We start from the raw sequence: 14,932 nt of genomic DNA, 5'->3' as shown, positions 1-14,932 counted from the left end.
GCGTCCGGGGCGGCATTCCCACGCAGAGCGTGGGAACGATCTAGCACCGTCAGGCGTTGATCGGACGACTCACCAACCGCTCCAGCGCTTCACCCAACCCCGATGCCTTGTCACCCATCAACAGGTGCCAAACACCGCTCTCAAGCTGACTCACACCCTGGCAGCCGAGCACAGTCAGCTGAGCCTCGGACAACCGCGAATCATCCCCCAACTCCACCCGCAACCGGGTCATCGCTACCGCTTCCAGATGCCGCACATTCTCCCGACCACCTAGGGCATTCAGCCACTTTTCAGCCTCTTGCACATTCACCGTCACCGGCTTATCCACAGGCGCAACGGCTACAGGCGTTACGGCAACAAACCCCGGCATTGCCAAGCGAATCTCATCAGCAATGCTATCGGCCATCGGCCCAACCACCACCTGCAAACTCCCACCATTACCTGGCCGAACCACAGCCATGGCACCCAGCGCTTTCAACTCTGTATCCACCGCCTTGTTGCGATCCACCATGTCCAAACGCAGACGCGTCGTGCAGGCACCGACACTCAGCAAATTCTCAGCCCCACCCAACGCCTGAATATAAGCCGTAGCCCGCTGGTTATCACTCATCGCTTCAGCCTGCACCACCTGGATATCTTCCCGGCCCGGTGTCTTCAGGTTGAAGCGGCGGATGCAGTAGCTGAACACGCTGTAGTAGATCACCGCGTAGGCCAGGCCCACCGGTACCACCAGCCAGCCATTGGTGGACTTGCCCCAGCCCAGCACCATGTCGATAAACCCACCGGAGAAGGTAAAGCCCAAGTGGATATTCAGCAGGTCGGTGACCGCCATCGACAGGCCGGTGAGCAACGCGTGGATCAAGTACAGAAACGGCGCCAGGAACATAAAGGCAAATTCAATCGGCTCGGTCACCCCGGTGAGGAACGAGGTCAGCGCCATCGACAGGAAAATCCCGCCCATCACTTTGCGCCGCTCAGGCAACGCATTGCGGTACATCGCCAGGCAGGCCGCGGGCAGGCCGAACAGCATGACCGGGAACATGCCGGTCATGAACTGGCCGCCTTTGGGGTCGCCGGCAAAGTAGCGGGTCAGATCGCCGGTGACGACCGCGCCGGTTACCGGGTCGGTAAAGCTGCCGAACACGAACCAGGCCATGTTGTTAAGGATGTGATGCAAGCCGGTGACGATCAGCAGGCGGTTGAACACGCCAAACACGAACGCGCCCAGGCTGCCGCTTTCCATCAGCAGCACGCCGAAGCTGTTGATGCCGTGCTGGATCGGCGGCCAGATCAGGCCAAAGATCACGCCCAGGCCCACCGCCGAAAAGCCGGTGACAATCGGTACAAACCGTCGCCCGCCAAAGAACGCCAGGTACTCCGGCAACTTGATGTCCTTGAAGCGGTTGTACAGCCCGCCGGCCATCAAGCCGCTGGCGATACCGGCGAGCATGCCCATGTTGATGGTGGTGTCCATCACCTTGAGCGTGGAGATCATCACCAGGTAACCAATTGCGCCGGCCAGGCCCGCAGTGCCGTTGTTGTCGCGGGCAAACCCCACGGCAATGCCGATGGCGAAGATCAGCGCCAGGTTGGCGAAGATCGCCTGGCCGGCATCGTGCATCACCGCGATATTGAGCAAGTCGGTGTCGCCCAGGCGCAGCAGCAAGCCGGCGATCGGGAGGATCGCGATCGGCAGCATCAGTGCGCGGCCCAGGCGTTGCAGGCCTTCGATAAAGTGTTGGTACATGGCGTGTCTCCTTGTTCTTGTTGTTTTCAGCTCAGCGGCCAGTGGTGTTGACAGGCTTGGCGAACGGCCTTGGCGCTGCTCAGGTCGAGCAGTGCCTGGCTCAGTTGCCGGCATTGCGCCGCGTCCAGGTGGCGAACGCGGTCCTTGATTTCGCCGATCTGCGGCGGGCTTACCGACAGCTCACTCACACCCAGGCCGACCAGCACCGGGGTGGCCAGCGGGTCCGACGCCAGGGCACCGCACACGCCGACCCAACGCCCGTGTTTGGCCGCACCGACGCAGGTTTGCGCGATCAGCCGCAACAACGCCGGGTGCAGCGCGTCGACACGGGCGGCCAGGCCTGCGTGGTCGCGGTCCATGGCCAGGGTGTACTGGGACAGGTCATTGGTGCCGATGGACAAAAAGTCCGCATGCTCGGCGAGCTTTTCGGCCATCAGCGCGGCGGCGGGTACTTCGATCATCACCCCCAGTTCGGGGCGCTCGGTCAGTGCCAACTCCACGCATAACTCATCCAGGCGCTGACGTATCTGCAGCAGTTCATCCACCTCGCTGACCATCGGCAACAGAATGCGGCAACGCGCCAGCGGCGAGACTTGCAGCAGGGCACGCAGTTGCTGGTCGAGCAATTCCGGACGCACCTGAGCCATGCGAATGCCGCGCAGGCCCAACACCGGGTTGGCCTCGATCGGCAGCGGCAAATAGTCGAGCTGCTTGTCGCCGCCCACATCGATGGTGCGAATGATCACCGACTTGTCGCCCATGGCATCCAGCACGGCCTGATAAGCCTGGCGTTGTTCCTGCTCATCCGGCGCGGTGCGACGGTCGACAAACAGGAATTCGGTGCGCAGCAGGCCGACGCCATCGGCGCCGTTTGCAAACGCCAGTTGGGCCTCGCTGCTGGAGGCGACATTGGCGGCCACTTCGATGGTCACGCCATCGCGGGTACTCGCCGCCTGCTGGGCTTGAGCCTGTTGCTGCTGACGCCGCAATTTTTGTGTTTCGCGAATCTGGTGGACTTCGGCATGGCGCGCTTCGCTGGGCGCCAGTTCCAGGCGGCCATTGGCGGCGTCGAGCACCACCCGTTGGCCTTGGGGAACGTCGAGCACTTCATCGCCCAACGCCACCACACAGGGCAAGCCTTTGCCGCGGGCCAAAATGGCCACATGGGAAGTCGCGCCGCCTTCGGCCATGCAGATGCCTGCTGCGTTTTGCGTGCTCAATTGCAGCAAGTCCGAGGGCGTCAGTTCATGGGCGCTGACAATCGCACCGGCCGGCAATTCGAAATGCCAGGCTTCACCCAGCAACGCACGCAATACCCGCTGTTGCAGGTCGCGCAGGTCGTTGGCGCGCTCGGCGAACAGCGGCTTGCCCAATGCCAACAGCACAGCGCATTGGGCCTGGATCGCATCGCGCCAGGCGTGGGTGGCGGCGCTGCCCTGCGCGATGGCGGCGGTGGCCGCGTCGAGCAATGCAGGGTCTTCCAGCAGGGCGAGGTGGGCGGCGAAGATCTCTTCTTCCTCGACATTCTTGCGTTGGCGAGCGTGGTCCAGGGTGCTGCGGATTTCGCCGCGCACTTGCTCAAGGGCCGCATCCAGCTGTTGCCGTTGCTCGTCGACGTTATGTGAACCGGTGTCTTGCGGCAGCTCGATGCCCGTCAGGCGGAATAACGGCCCGCACACCAGGCCCGGTGCCGCGCATACGCCTTGCAGTACATTGGCTTCGGTATTCACGCGGCGGGGTGTGGCCACGACCGGCGCCTGATGTTCCTCGTGCACCACCACAGACAGCGCGGCGACCAGTGCCTGCAACGCGGCTTCGCAATCGGTGCCACGGCAGGTCACCCGTACCTCATCGCCCTCGCCAATGCCCAGCCCCATCAGGCCGATCAGGCTGTCGCACGGCGCTGATTTATCACCGCTGTGCAACTGCGATTGGCTGCTGAAACCTTGCGCCGTCTTGCGCACCAGCGCGGCAGGGCGCGCATGCAGGCCGCCGCGGTGGGTGATACGTACGCTTGCGCTGGCTTCGGCGCTGGAGTTATCCACAGCTGTTTGCACGGCGGTGGCCGAACGCGGGGCCAGTTGCATCAACGGCTCACCGGCCTTGACGGTTTTCACTGCCAGAGGCGTCAGCGCAAAACGGTCGCTGTTGGTGAGGATGATCAGGCTCACCAGGCTCTTGCACTGGCGCGCAATGCGGTCCAGGTCAAACTGCACCAGCGCCTGGCCCTGGCTCACCCGTGCGCCTTCCTTCACCAGCAAGGCAAAGCCTTCGCCATTGAGTTGCACGGTGTCGATGCCGATGTGCATCAACACTTCGGCACCGTTGTCGGCGCGCAGGGTCAGGGCATGCCCGGTGCGGGCGACATGGATGATCACGCCGTCGCAGGGCGCCTGCAGGCAATCGTTCAGCGGGTCGATAGCGAGACCGTCGCCCATGGCGCCGCTGGCGAACACTTCGTCGGGGACGCGGTTCAGGGCCAGCACCGGCCCACTCAAGGGGGCGCTAAGGGTCAATGGATTATTGTTGTTGGGCATGGGCACGGTACTCATCAGGAAAACGCCGCTTTAGTGCGTGCGGGTGACTTTGCTCAGGTGGCGCGGCTGGTCCGGGTCCATGCCACGCGCTTCAGCCAGGCCGGCGGCCATCACGTAGAAACTCTGGATCGCCAGGATCGGGTCCAGGCTTGGGTGTTCGGCGCGGCTCAGCGTCAGGTCGCGTTCGGCGATGTCATCCGGCGCAGCCAGCAGCACACGGGCACTGCGTTGGCGCATATCGGCGGCCAGGCTCAGCAGGCCGGCCTGTTCGGCGCCGCGTGGGGCGAACACCAGCAGGGGGTAGTTTTCGTCGATCAGCGCCATCGGGCCGTGGCGCACTTCGGCGCTGCTGAAGGCTTCTGCCTGGATCGCCGAGGTTTCCTTGAGCTTGAGCGCGGCTTCCTGGGCGATGGCAAACCCGGCGCCACGGCCGATTACCATCAAGCGCTGGCTGTCTTTAAGGGCGTCGATGGCTGTGCGCCAATCCTGTCTGGCGGCGTCACGCAGGCCCTCGGGCAAGGCCTTACAGGCTTGCAGCAAGTCGGCTTCCTGATTCCAGTGGCCGATCAACTGTGCACTGGCGCTGAGGGTGGCGATAAAACTCTTGGTGGCGGCCACACTGAGTTCCGGCCCGGCGCACAGCGGCACGTGGAATTCACAGGCGGCTTCCAGCGGCGAGTCTTCGGCGTTGACCAGTGAGATGCTCAGGGCGCCACGTTTGCGCAACAGGCGCAGGCTGTTGACCAAGTCCGGGCTCTGCCCCGACTGGGAGAAACCAAACGCCACCTGGCCGCTGACTTTCATCGGCGCCTGCAACAGGGTCACCACCGACATCGGCAGCGACGCCACCGGAATGCCCACGTGCTGCATGGCCAGGTAGGCGAAGTAACTGGCGGCATGGTCGGAGCTGCCGCGGGCGATGGTCATCGCCACTTGCGGCGGCTGGCGGCGCAGGCGGCCGGCAACTTCTTCCAGCATCGGGTCCAGGCGCTGCAGTTGGGCCGCGACGGCGTCGCAGGAGGCCAGGGCCTCTTCAAGCATTTTTGAAGTCAATGGTGTCTCCTTCGACCATTACGTCGGTGAGTGTCAGGGAGCGGTCCAGGCGCACGCAGTCGGCAAAGCTGCCGGGTTGCAGGCGGCCGCGTTCTTCCAGGCCCAGGTAGTCCGCAGGAAATTGCGACAGGCGTTGTGAGGCTTCACTGATAGGCAGGCCGATTTTCACCAGGTTGCGCAGCGCCTGGTCCATGGTCAGGGTGCTGCCGGCCAGGGTACCGTCGGCCAGGCGCACGCCACCCAGGCATTTGGTCACGGTGTGGCTGCCCAGCTTGTATTCGCCATCGGGCATGCCGGCGGCGGCGGTGGAGTCGGTGACGCAGTACAGGCAGGGGATCGAGCGCAACGCCACGCGCATGGCGCCGGGGTGCACATGCAGCAGGTCCGGGATCAGCTCGGCGTACTGGGCGTGGGCCAGCGCGGCGCCGACGATGCCGGGTTCGCGGTGATGCAGCGGGCTCATGGCGTTGTACAAATGGGTGAAACTGGTGGCGCCAGCGGCCAGGGCGGCAACGCCTTCTTCATAGCTGCCCAGGGTGTGGCCGATCTGCATGCGCACGCCGCGTTGGCTGAGGGCGCGAATCAGGCCGTCGTGGCCGGCGATTTCCGGGGCGATGGTGATCACCCGGATTGGCGCCAGGCGCAGGTAGGCTTCCACTTCCTGCATCAACGCGGTGTGGGCGAAGTTGGGTTGGGCGCCGAGTTTTCCCGGATTGATGTAGGGGCCTTCCAGGTGCACGCCGAGTACCCGGGCGCTACCGGCTGGGCGCTGTTCGCAGAACGTGCCGAGCTCACCGAGCACGTGGGAGATTTCCTCCACCGGCGCCGTCATGGTGGTGGCCAGCAGCGAGGTGGTGCCAAAACGCACGTGGGTACGGGTAATGGTCTCGAAGGCGTGGGCACCTTCCATGATGTCGGCACCGCCACCGCCATGCACATGCAGGTCTATAAAGCCCGGCAGCAGGTAGGGCAGGTCGTTGTCGGCCGGGTCGCACGGCGTGCCGTCAATGGCGACCACCTTGCCGTGTTCATGCACCAGGCGACCGCGCATCCAGCCGCTGGGCGTGAGGATATTGTCTTCAGTCATGGGCAGTTCTCTAAGTTCGCATTCAGGCGGAGTAGTCATGGCGGCGCAGCTCTGCGACAAAGTCGTAGTAGTCGTTGCGGCAGTAGGTGTCGGTGATCTCGATCGGCGTGTTGTCGGCGGTGTAGCCCACGCGGGTCATCAGCAGCATGGCGGTGCCGGGGGCGATGCCCACCAGCGCGGCAAACTCGTCCGAGGCATTGATCGCCTGGATGTGCTGCAAGGCGCGCACGATGGGCTTGCCGATGCTTTCCAGGTATTCGTACAACGAATTGCCGATGGCCTGGGGGTGGGGCAACACCGACGCCGGCATGGCGGTCATTTCAATCGCCATCACCGTGTCATCGGCTTTGCGCAGACGCTTGAGGCGCGCCACTTTGTCGGTGGGCGACAGGCCCAGGCGGATCAGTTCTTCATGGGTCGGCGGGGTGATGTCGCGCTCCAGCCACTGGGACGTGGGCACAAACCCCTTGAGCCGCAGCATTTCGCTGAACCCCGACAGGCGCGACAAGGGTTGTTCCAGGCGCGGCGTAATGAAGGTGCCGGAGCCTTGGCTGCGACGGATCAGGCCTTGGGCCAGCAACACTTCCAGCGCTTTCCGGGCGGTGACCCGCGAGATGCTCAACTGCTCGCTGAGGACGCGTTCCGAAGGCAGGGCCTGTTCGGATTTCCATTGGCCGGCATGGATCGCGGCTTCAAGGCTGCGGGCCAGTTGCAGGTACAGCGGCGTGGATTGCTTGTCGTCGGGGCGCAGGGCCAGGATGGGGTTCATCTGTCAGGTTTCCGATGCGTTATTGGAGTGTTGTCGCCCGGTAATGGCCGAAAACTAATACCACTTAAATACCATGTCAATGCTACCAAAACGGTGCGAATCCCGGTTTCAGGGCGCTTTAATGGGGCTTGGCATCAAGTGGTATTAGAGAGGTCTTTATGGCGCGCACAAGTGCAGGGTCCCGCGCGGTGAACTGGTATTCACCGGCAGGCGCTGCCTGGGGCAGGAATTATTTTCGAATTATTTTACGAACAGCGTGGGATTACGGCCGAATCTCGATGAGGGTGCCGTCTTTGACCAGGTTCCACACTTCGCGCATATCCACGTTGCGCATGCCGATGCAGCCGTCGGTCCAGTCCAGGGTGTGGAACCACTGTTCCGGGTAGTCTTCGGTGTCGGGGGTGCCGTGGATCATGATCATGCTGCCCGGCTTCACGCCTTCGCGGCGGGCGCGGGCGGCGTCGCTGATGTTGGGGTAGGAAATGTGCATGGCCAGGTTGAAGCGGTCGCTGGTCTTGCGCCAGTCGATCCAGTAGAGGCCTTCGGGCGTGCGGCGGTCGCCTTCGATCAGCTTGTGGCCCTTGGGGTTCTTGCCCAGGGAAATGCGATAGGTCTTGAACGGTTTGCCGTCGTTGATCAGCTGCAACTGGTGGGCGGACTTGAGGACCAGGACTTTCTCGACCGTTTTACCGCCAAGGGTTTGCACCGTGGAGGCCGGGGACAGCGTGGCGAACGACAGGCAGATCAGAGCAAGCAACCAACGCATTGAAACGGTATCCCTTTGGCGACATTGGCCGGCTTGTTATTGGGCGGGCTTGGACAGCGGTGGTACGGACTCGCTACGTACCGGGTACGCCTGTTGGCGACGGTCAGCGAAGAAGCATTCTAAGGTACGCCCGACCGTGCGGAAAGCCAGCTCGGACCAAGGGATGTCGGCTTCATCGAACAGCCTCACTTCCAGGCTTTCCTGGCCTGCGGCGAAGTCCAGGTCGATGAGTTCGGCGCGGTAGAAGATATGCACCTGGCTGATGTGCGGCACATTGATCAGAGTGTAGATGCTCAGGTTACGCACGCGGGCGCAGGCTTCTTCCAGGGTTTCGCGCATGGCCGCCTGTTCGACGGTCTCGCCATTTTCCATAAAGCCTGCGGGCAGGGTCCAGTAACCCAGGCGTGGCTCGATGGCGCGGCGGCACAGCAGCACTTGGTCGCCCCACACCGGCACGGTACCGGCGACGATATTGGGGTTCTGGTAATGAATGGTCGAGCAGTGGTCGCATACATAGCGCAGGCGTGCGTCGCCTTCGGGAATGCGTTGGGTCACCGGTTTGCCGCACTGGCTGCAGAAATTCATGCTGGGGTTCCTGGACAATGGGCACATCTTGGCTCGGTGCCGGGCGTTCCTGCAAGTTGTCGTTTCGCGACAGCCCTGCGGTTTTGGGGTTGGGCGCTCGCACGCTTTGGTGCATGATGCAAGGTAGCCAACAGACCGAGATGACTCATGCTGGACGAGCTACTTCGCCGGGTAAGCAATCACACCCCCCACACCCTGGAAACCGACGGGCGTTTCCCCGAGGCGGCGGTGCTGGTGCCGATTACCCGCAGTGACGAACCCGAGCTGATCCTGACCCTGCGCGCCAGCGGCCTGTCGACCCACGGTGGCGAAGTGGCCTTTCCCGGCGGGCGCCGCGACCCCGAAGACCCGGACCTGATCTTTACCGCCTTGCGCGAAGCCGAAGAAGAAATCGGCCTGCCGCCGGGGCTGGTTGAAGTCATCGGCCCGTTGAGCCCGCTGATTTCCCTGCATGGCATCCGCGTGACCCCCTATGTGGGCGTGATCCCCGATTACGTCGAATACCTGGCCAACGACGCCGAGATCGCCGCGGTTTTCAGCGTGCCTCTGGACTTTTTCCGACAGGACCCACGCGAACATACCCACCGCATTGATTACCAGGGCCGCAGTTGGTATGTGCCCAGCTACAGGTTCGGCGAATACAAAATCTGGGGGCTGACGGCGATCATGATCGTCGAGCTGATCAACCTGCTCTATGACGATGCCAAGATCAGCCTGCACCAGCCGCCAAAGAGCTTCATCAATCTATAAGCCATCGCTTAAATGGCATGCCGTGAGGAAAAACCATGAAATACCGCCTGGGCGACGCCCGCGTCGAGACGCACCCCCACAGCTGGGTGGCACCCAATGCCACGCTGGTGGGCAAGGTCAAGCTGGAGGAGGGCGCCAACGTCTGGTTCAACGCGGTGTTGCGTGGCGATAACGAGCTGATCCTGATCGGCAAGAACAGCAACGTGCAGGACGGCAGCGTGATGCACACCGACATGGGCTACCCGCTGACCCTCGGCACCGGCGTGACCATTGGTCATAACGCCATGCTGCACGGTTGCACCGTCGACGACTACAGCCTGATCGGTATCAACGCGGTGATCCTCAACGGCGCCAAGATTGGCAAGCACTGCATCATCGGCGCCAACTCGCTGATCGGTGAAGGCAAGGAAATTCCCGATGGCTCGCTGGTCATGGGCTCGCCGGGCAAAGTGGTGCGCGAGCTGACCGAGGCGCAAAAGCGCATGCTCGAAGCCAGCGCCGCGCACTATGTGCATAACGCGCAGCGTTATGCCCGTGACCTGGCTGAGCAGCAGGAATGAGCACGATTGAACGACCGGTCGCCTCGCCCTGCGTCAGCATTTGCGCGCTGGACGATGACGATATCTGCACCGGCTGCCAGCGCAATGTGGATGAGATCACGCGCTGGAGCCGTATGGACAACGCCGAGCGCCGGGTGGTGCTGGGGTTGTGCCATGAACGGGCGGTGGCGAGTGGGATGATGTGGATGACCCCTGGGAAATCTGGCGCCTGACAGGCCGCCATCGCAGGCAAGCCAGCTCCCACCCTTGATGTGTGAATACCTTCAACTGTGGGAGCTGGCTTGCCTGCGATGAGGCCCTGCCAGACGACATCCTTGTAATTGTGTACCCTGTGCGGCATTGCCCACAGGTCCATCCTCCATGTTTTTCCTGATCGCCTACATCAGCAGCGTCGTGCTGATCAACTTCGCCTTCTCCACCGCCCCACACCTGGACGTTATCTGGTCCGCCTGGGGCGGCCTGGTATTTATCCTGCGCGATATGGTGCAAACCCGCTTCGGCCATGGCGCAATCATCGCCATGCTGGCGGCGCTGGTGCTGTCCTATATCACCTCCGACCCGTCCATCGCCCTGGCCAGTGCCACGGCGTTTGCGGTGTCCGAGTGCATCGACTGGCTGGTGTTCAGCATCACCAAGCGCCCGCTGCATGACCGCCTGTGGATAAGTTCGGCGCTGAGCATTCCCCTCGATACCTTTATCTTTTTCGGCCTGATCGGCGCACTGACGCCGGCGGTGGCGGGCACGGCACTGGTGTCCAAGTTCGCCGGTGTCACCGTGGTCTGGCTGATCATGGCCTGGCGCATCCGCCGGCGGGCCGTCGCCAACTGAGGCCAATTTTTACAGTTCATGTAAAATGCCGGCCTTTCTCCCCCATGATCCGCTCCCCTGAGGACCTGAGATGACCCGAATCGGAACTCCATTGTCGCCAACCGCGACCCGCGTTTTGCTGTGTGGCTGCGGTGAGCTGGGCAAGGAAGTGGTAATCGAACTGCAGCGCCTGGGCGTTGAAGTGATTGCCGTGGATCGCTACGCCAACGCGCCGGCCATGCAGGTGGCGCACCGTAGCCATGTGATCAACATGCTCGACGGTGCCGCATTGCGTGCGGTGATCGAGGCGGAGAAGCCGCACTTCATCGTGCCGGAAATCGAAGCCATCGCCACCGCGACATTGGTTGAGCTGGAGGCCGAAGGCTTCACCGTGATCCCCACCGCCCGCGCCACGTCGTTGACCATGAACCGTGAAGGCATCCGTCGCCTGGCCGCCGAAGAGCTGGACCTGCCGACCTCGCCGTACCACTTCGCCGACACCTTCGAAGACTACAGCAAGGCCGTCCAGGACCTGGGCTTCCCGTGCGTGGTCAAGCCGGTGATGAGTTCGTCGGGCAAGGGCCAGAGCCTGTTGCGCAGCGCCGACGACGTGCAGAAAGCCTGGGACTACGCCCAAGAGGGCGGGCGTGCCGGCAAGGGCCGGGTGATCATCGAAGGCTTTATCGATTTCGACTACGAGATCACCCTGTTGACCGTGCGCCACATCGGCGGCACCACCTTCTGCGCGCCGGTGGGCCATCGTCAGGAGAAGGGCGACTATCAGGAATCCTGGCAGCCGCAGGCCATGAGCCCGATTGCCCTGGCAGAGTCCGAACGCGTTGCCAAAGCCGTGACCGAAGCACTGGGTGGCCGTGGCTTGTTTGGCGTGGAATTGTTCATCAAGGGCGACCAGGTGTGGTTCAGCGAAGTGTCTCCACGCCCCCATGACACTGGCCTGGTGACCCTGATTTCCCAGGACCTGTCGCAGTTCGCCTTGCACGCTCGCGCCATCCTCGGCCTGCCGATCCCGTTGATCCGTCAGTTCGGGCCTTCGGCGTCGGCGGTGATTCTGGTGGAAGGGCAGTCCACCCAGACCGCATTCGCCAACCTCGGCGCCGCGCTGAGCGAGCCGGATACAGCGTTGCGTCTGTTTGGCAAACCTGAAGTGAACGGCCAGCGCCGCATGGGCGTGGCACTGGCGCGGGATGAGTCGATTGAAGCGGCTCGGGCCAAGGCGACCCGCGCTTCCAAGGCTGTTGTTGTAGAACTCTAAGCCGCCACGCTCGTTCCCACGCAGAGCGTGGGAACGAGCATGGGGTCAGGCGACCTTGTTCAAGTCATTATCTCGCGTCTCTTTCAGGCACAGCACCGCAATCAAACTCAGCAACGCTGCCGCCGACACATACCCCCCGACATAACTCAGCCCGCCCATCGCCACCAGCTTGGTCGCGAAGAAGGGTGCCGCCGATGCGCCGACGATTCCGCCCAGATTATACGCCGCCGAAGCGCCGGTATAACGCACACGCGTTGGGAACAATTCCGGCAGCAGGGCACCCATCGGTGCGAAGGTCACGCCCATCAAAAACAGCTCCAACGCCAGAAACAGCGCCACGGCCCAGGTGGAGCCATGGGTCAGCAGCGGCTCCATGGTAAAGCCCGATAGAATCGCCAGGACCGCACCGACGATCAGCACCGGCTTGCGCCCGTAACGGTCGCTGGCCAAGGCGGCCAATGGCGTTGCCAGCCCCATGAACAACACCGCAAAGCACAGCAGGGCGAGGAAGGTTTCACGGCTGTAGCCCAAGGTGGAAACGCCGTAGCTCAACGAAAACGCCGTAGTGATATAGAACAGCGCATAGCACACCACCATCGACGCGGCGCCCAGCAGTACCGGCAGCCAATGCTGGCTGAACAGTTCCACCAGCGGCACCTTCACTGGTTTTTCCTTGGCCACGGCATTGGCGAATACCGGAGTCTCATGCAGTTTGAGGCGCGCATACAGGCCCACCATCACCAGCGCGGCGCTGAGAATGAACGGAATGCGCCAGCCCCAGCTGCGGAACTGTTCGTCATTCAGGCTCATGGCCAAAATCAGAAATAAGCCGTTGGCCGCCAGGAAGCCAATCGACGGGCCCAGTTGCGGGAACATGCCGAACCAGGCGCGTTTGCCCTTGGGCGCGTTCTCGGTCGCCAGCAAGGCCGCACCGCCCCATTCCCCGCCTAGGCCCAAGCCCTGGCCGAAGCGCAAGACACACAAGAGAATCGGCGCCCAGGCGCCGATGCTGTCGTAGCCCGGCAGCAAGCCGATCAAGGTGGTACACACGCCCATCAGCAGCAGCGAAGCCACCAGGGTGGATTTACGGCCGATACGGTCGCCGAAGTGGCCGAACAACGCCGACCCCAACGGGCGGGCGATAAAGGCGATGCCGAAGGTCAGGAACGACGCCAGCATCTGCGCGGTACCGGAGGTCTGCGGAAAGAACACCGGGCCGATCACCAGGGCGGCAGCCGTGGCGTAGATGTAGAAATCGTAGAACTCAATGGCGGTGCCGACGATGCTCGCGGTGGCGACGCGGGCAGTCGAGTTGGCTGGGGCGGCGCTCGCGGCCTCTGGGTAGGTGGTGCTCATGACGTTATCCCTGACGGTTATTGCGCGTTTGGACGCGGATTATTATTGGTCGAACACCCATGGATCAGGGCTGTGCGCGGGGCGGCTCGGGATGGGAGCAAACACCGGTCGGACATGGTAAGGCGGTGCCAGGACACGCTGGGTGCGGATAGCACGCGGTCGGGCGGGGCTTGGGTAAGCCGCAGGGATTATAGGAAGGGGGCTAAGGATCCAACAAGGGGCTGGCGAGGATCTATGGTCTGGAACTGGATCAATGTGGGAGCTGGCTTGTGTGGGAGCCGGGCTTGCCCGCGATGCAGGCACTTAGGTGTGTCAGTCACACCGCAGTGATGCTATCGCAGGCAAGCCAGCTCCCACACAAGCCAGCTCCCACATTGACCGGGTTGAGGTCAGGCGGCCACTGGCACGTGGCTGGTATGCCAGATCAACACCTTGCTCACCCGGTTGTCCTCGGTCTCGAGGATTTCCAGGCGATAGCGCCCGACTTTCAGGCACACCGCGCAATCGGGAATGGTCTCCAGTGCTTCGGTGACCAGGCCGTTGAGGGTCTTGGGGCCGTCGCTGGGCAGGTGCCAGCCCAGGCTCTTGTTCAGTTCACGGATCGAGGCGGCGCCGTCGATGATGTAGCGACCATCGGGCTGGGCTTCGATATGCGGGTTATCCACCGCCTGATCGCTTTCGAATTCGCCGACGATCTCTTCCAGAATATCTTCCAGGGTGACAATGCCCAGCACTTCACCGTACTCGTCCACCACCATGCCCAGGCGCCGCTGCTGTTTGTGGAAGTTCAGCAGTTGCAGCTGCAATGGCGTGCTTTCCGGCACGAAGTAAGGCTCGTGGCAGGCGGCGAGCAGGGCCTCTTTGGTCAGGCTGGCGTCGGGCAGCAGGTGTTGGACCTGCCGGGTATTGAGCACGGCCTGCACCTGGTTGATGTCGCTGTGGAACACCGGCAAGCGGGTGCGTTGCGAGGTGCGCAACTGTTCGATGATGTCTTCTATTGGCTCATCGAGGTTGATGCCGTCCACTTCGCTGCGCGGCACCAGGATGTCGTTGACCGTGATGTTGTCCAGGGCATGGATACCGGGCAGGCCGGGCAGGCCGGGCGTGCGGTCGGCGTCGGTGTCGGGTTCTGGGTCGTCGTCATGGTCGGGCAGCGGCTCGTCGCTGTTTTTGACCACGCCGGATTTGCGTGCAAACGGGCGCAATAGCAGCAGGCTGATACCATTGAGCAGCCAGGCCAGGGGGTAAAGGATTTTCAGCGGTACGCCGAGCAACGTATTGCCAAAGCCCAGCACTGCTTGGGGGTGACGGGTGGCCAGGGTGCGGGGCAAGTAGTCGGCCAGCACCAGCAGCCCTGCGCAAGAAATCAGCCAGCCCAGCCAGGGCCCGTTCTCTGCCCAGGCATAGATCGCCAGCAGGGTGCAAAGAATCACCACGGCGGCGCGGCACAGGCTGTTGCACAGGATCAGGCTATGGCGCGGGAAGCTCAGGCGCGCAGCCGCCTTGTCGCCCTGACGTGTGCCAGGGCGCAGGGCCAGCAGGTGTTGTTGTGCAGCTTCTATGGCAGTAAACAGCGCCGCCCACAAAATCAGCAGGGCAATTACGGCGAGCATCGGCCCTAAGGGCAAGTTGTCCATGATCA

14 protein-coding genes are annotated in these 14,932 nt (G+C 62.9%); 5 read left to right on the top strand and 9 right to left on the bottom strand.

The window, feature by feature from the left end:
• Positions 1 to 49: 49 nt before the first annotated feature.
• The 7 genes from nagE to V8689_RS23320 all read right to left on the bottom strand — a co-directional run bounded on the left by nagE (position 50) and on the right by V8689_RS23320 (position 8,544).
• Positions 50 to 1,747: an N-acetylglucosamine-specific PTS transporter subunit IIBC gene (nagE, locus tag V8689_RS23350; protein WP_056789097.1), complete on the bottom strand. Its 1,698-nt coding sequence runs from the start codon at positions 1,745 to 1,747 to the stop codon at positions 50 to 52.
• 26 nt (positions 1,748 to 1,773) lie between these two features.
• Entirely contained in the window at positions 1,774 to 4,284 is a 2,511-nt protein-coding gene (gene ptsP / locus V8689_RS23345) for a phosphoenolpyruvate--protein phosphotransferase (RefSeq protein WP_056789099.1), read from the bottom strand.
• A gap of 30 nt (positions 4,285 to 4,314) precedes the next feature.
• Positions 4,315 to 5,337 (bottom strand): SIS domain-containing protein, encoded by a 1,023-nt coding sequence (locus V8689_RS23340; RefSeq protein ID WP_155717281.1) that lies wholly within the window; start codon positions 5,335 to 5,337, stop codon positions 4,315 to 4,317.
• Positions 5,318 to 6,424, bottom strand: a complete 1,107-nt coding sequence (nagA, locus tag V8689_RS23335; RefSeq protein ID WP_056789105.1) for an N-acetylglucosamine-6-phosphate deacetylase — start codon at positions 6,422 to 6,424, stop codon at positions 5,318 to 5,320. Before nagA ends, V8689_RS23340 begins: the two co-directional genes overlap by 20 nt.
• Positions 6,425 to 6,446: 22 nt before the next feature.
• Positions 6,447 to 7,193 carry a GntR family transcriptional regulator gene (locus tag V8689_RS23330; RefSeq protein ID WP_056789109.1) on the bottom strand — a complete coding sequence of 249 codons (747 nt, stop codon included), beginning with the start codon at positions 7,191 to 7,193 and terminating at the stop codon, positions 6,447 to 6,449.
• A 262-nt stretch (positions 7,194 to 7,455) separates the two neighbouring features.
• Positions 7,456 to 7,959 carry a L,D-transpeptidase family protein gene (locus V8689_RS23325; RefSeq protein WP_014719790.1) on the bottom strand — a complete coding sequence of 168 codons (504 nt, stop codon included), beginning with the start codon at positions 7,957 to 7,959 and terminating at the stop codon, positions 7,456 to 7,458.
• A 36-nt stretch (positions 7,960 to 7,995) separates the two neighbouring features.
• The gene (locus tag V8689_RS23320; protein WP_003193976.1) at positions 7,996 to 8,544 is read right to left on the bottom strand and encodes an NUDIX hydrolase; all 549 of its coding nucleotides are present in this window, start codon (positions 8,542 to 8,544) and stop codon (positions 7,996 to 7,998) included.
• A gap of 147 nt (positions 8,545 to 8,691) precedes the next feature.
• Between V8689_RS23320 and V8689_RS23315 the strand changes: the two genes are divergently transcribed.
• The 5 genes from V8689_RS23315 (at position 8,692) to purT (ending at position 11,934) form a co-directional block, all read left to right on the top strand.
• Positions 8,692 to 9,294, top strand: coding sequence for a CoA pyrophosphatase (locus V8689_RS23315; protein WP_032895425.1), 603 nt, complete (start codon positions 8,692 to 8,694; stop codon positions 9,292 to 9,294).
• A gap of 35 nt (positions 9,295 to 9,329) precedes the next feature.
• Entirely contained in the window at positions 9,330 to 9,854 is a 525-nt protein-coding gene (locus tag V8689_RS23310; protein WP_044272404.1) for a gamma carbonic anhydrase family protein, read from the top strand.
• Complete coding sequence (locus V8689_RS23305; protein ID WP_003193973.1) at positions 9,851 to 10,066, top strand: DUF1289 domain-containing protein; 216 nt, start codon at positions 9,851 to 9,853, stop codon at positions 10,064 to 10,066. The genes V8689_RS23310 and V8689_RS23305 overlap by 4 nt, the downstream gene beginning before the upstream one ends.
• Before the next feature lie 148 nt (positions 10,067 to 10,214).
• Positions 10,215 to 10,682, top strand: coding sequence for a preQ0 transporter (locus V8689_RS23300; protein ID WP_003193971.1), 468 nt, complete (start codon positions 10,215 to 10,217; stop codon positions 10,680 to 10,682).
• A 70-nt stretch (positions 10,683 to 10,752) separates the two neighbouring features.
• Complete coding sequence (gene purT, locus V8689_RS23295) at positions 10,753 to 11,934, top strand: formate-dependent phosphoribosylglycinamide formyltransferase (protein ID WP_017139720.1); 1,182 nt, start codon at positions 10,753 to 10,755, stop codon at positions 11,932 to 11,934.
• Positions 11,935 to 11,979: 45 nt separating this feature from the next.
• Here purT and V8689_RS23290 read toward each other — a convergent pair whose 3' ends face one another.
• Positions 11,980 to 13,290 (bottom strand): MFS transporter, encoded by a 1,311-nt coding sequence (locus V8689_RS23290; protein WP_056789110.1) that lies wholly within the window; start codon positions 13,288 to 13,290, stop codon positions 11,980 to 11,982.
• A 389-nt stretch (positions 13,291 to 13,679) separates the two neighbouring features.
• A complete protein-coding gene (locus V8689_RS23285) occupies positions 13,680 to 14,927 on the bottom strand; it encodes a transporter associated domain-containing protein (protein ID WP_434520634.1) in 1,248 nt (415 codons plus the stop codon).
• Between the last annotated feature and the right edge of the window lie 5 nt (positions 14,928 to 14,932).

Source organism: Pseudomonas sp. AK181 (genome assembly GCF_051122975.1).
GTDB lineage: Bacteria > Pseudomonadota > Gammaproteobacteria > Pseudomonadales > Pseudomonadaceae > Aquipseudomonas > Aquipseudomonas lactis.
Note: the sequence above shows the minus strand (reverse complement) of the source record. Positions and strands in the feature narration are given on the sequence as shown.

What these genes read in the sequence shown, in the direction of transcription:
- V8689_RS23330 (WP_056789109.1), bottom strand. Translation starts at nt 7,193, where the DNA reads ATGAACCCCATCCTGGCCCTGCGCCCCGACGACAAGCAATCCACGCCG.
- V8689_RS23310 (WP_044272404.1), top strand. Translation starts at nt 9,330, where the DNA reads ATGAAATACCGCCTGGGCGACGCCCGCGTCGAGACGCACCCCCACAGC.
- V8689_RS23300 (WP_003193971.1), top strand. Translation starts at nt 10,215, where the DNA reads ATGTTTTTCCTGATCGCCTACATCAGCAGCGTCGTGCTGATCAACTTC.
- V8689_RS23305 (WP_003193973.1), top strand. Translation starts at nt 9,851, where the DNA reads ATGAGCACGATTGAACGACCGGTCGCCTCGCCCTGCGTCAGCATTTGC.
- V8689_RS23315 (WP_032895425.1), top strand. Translation starts at nt 8,692, where the DNA reads ATGCTGGACGAGCTACTTCGCCGGGTAAGCAATCACACCCCCCACACC.
- ptsP (WP_056789099.1), bottom strand. Translation starts at nt 4,284, where the DNA reads ATGCCCAACAACAATAATCCATTGACCCTTAGCGCCCCCTTGAGTGGG.
- V8689_RS23285 (WP_434520634.1), bottom strand. Translation starts at nt 14,927, where the DNA reads ATGGACAACTTGCCCTTAGGGCCGATGCTCGCCGTAATTGCCCTGCTG.
- V8689_RS23290 (WP_056789110.1), bottom strand. Translation starts at nt 13,290, where the DNA reads ATGAGCACCACCTACCCAGAGGCCGCGAGCGCCGCCCCAGCCAACTCG.
- purT (WP_017139720.1), top strand. Translation starts at nt 10,753, where the DNA reads ATGACCCGAATCGGAACTCCATTGTCGCCAACCGCGACCCGCGTTTTG.
- V8689_RS23325 (WP_014719790.1), bottom strand. Translation starts at nt 7,959, where the DNA reads ATGCGTTGGTTGCTTGCTCTGATCTGCCTGTCGTTCGCCACGCTGTCC.
- V8689_RS23320 (WP_003193976.1), bottom strand. Translation starts at nt 8,544, where the DNA reads ATGAATTTCTGCAGCCAGTGCGGCAAACCGGTGACCCAACGCATTCCC.
- nagA (WP_056789105.1), bottom strand. Translation starts at nt 6,424, where the DNA reads ATGACTGAAGACAATATCCTCACGCCCAGCGGCTGGATGCGCGGTCGC.
- nagE (WP_056789097.1), bottom strand. Translation starts at nt 1,747, where the DNA reads ATGTACCAACACTTTATCGAAGGCCTGCAACGCCTGGGCCGCGCACTG.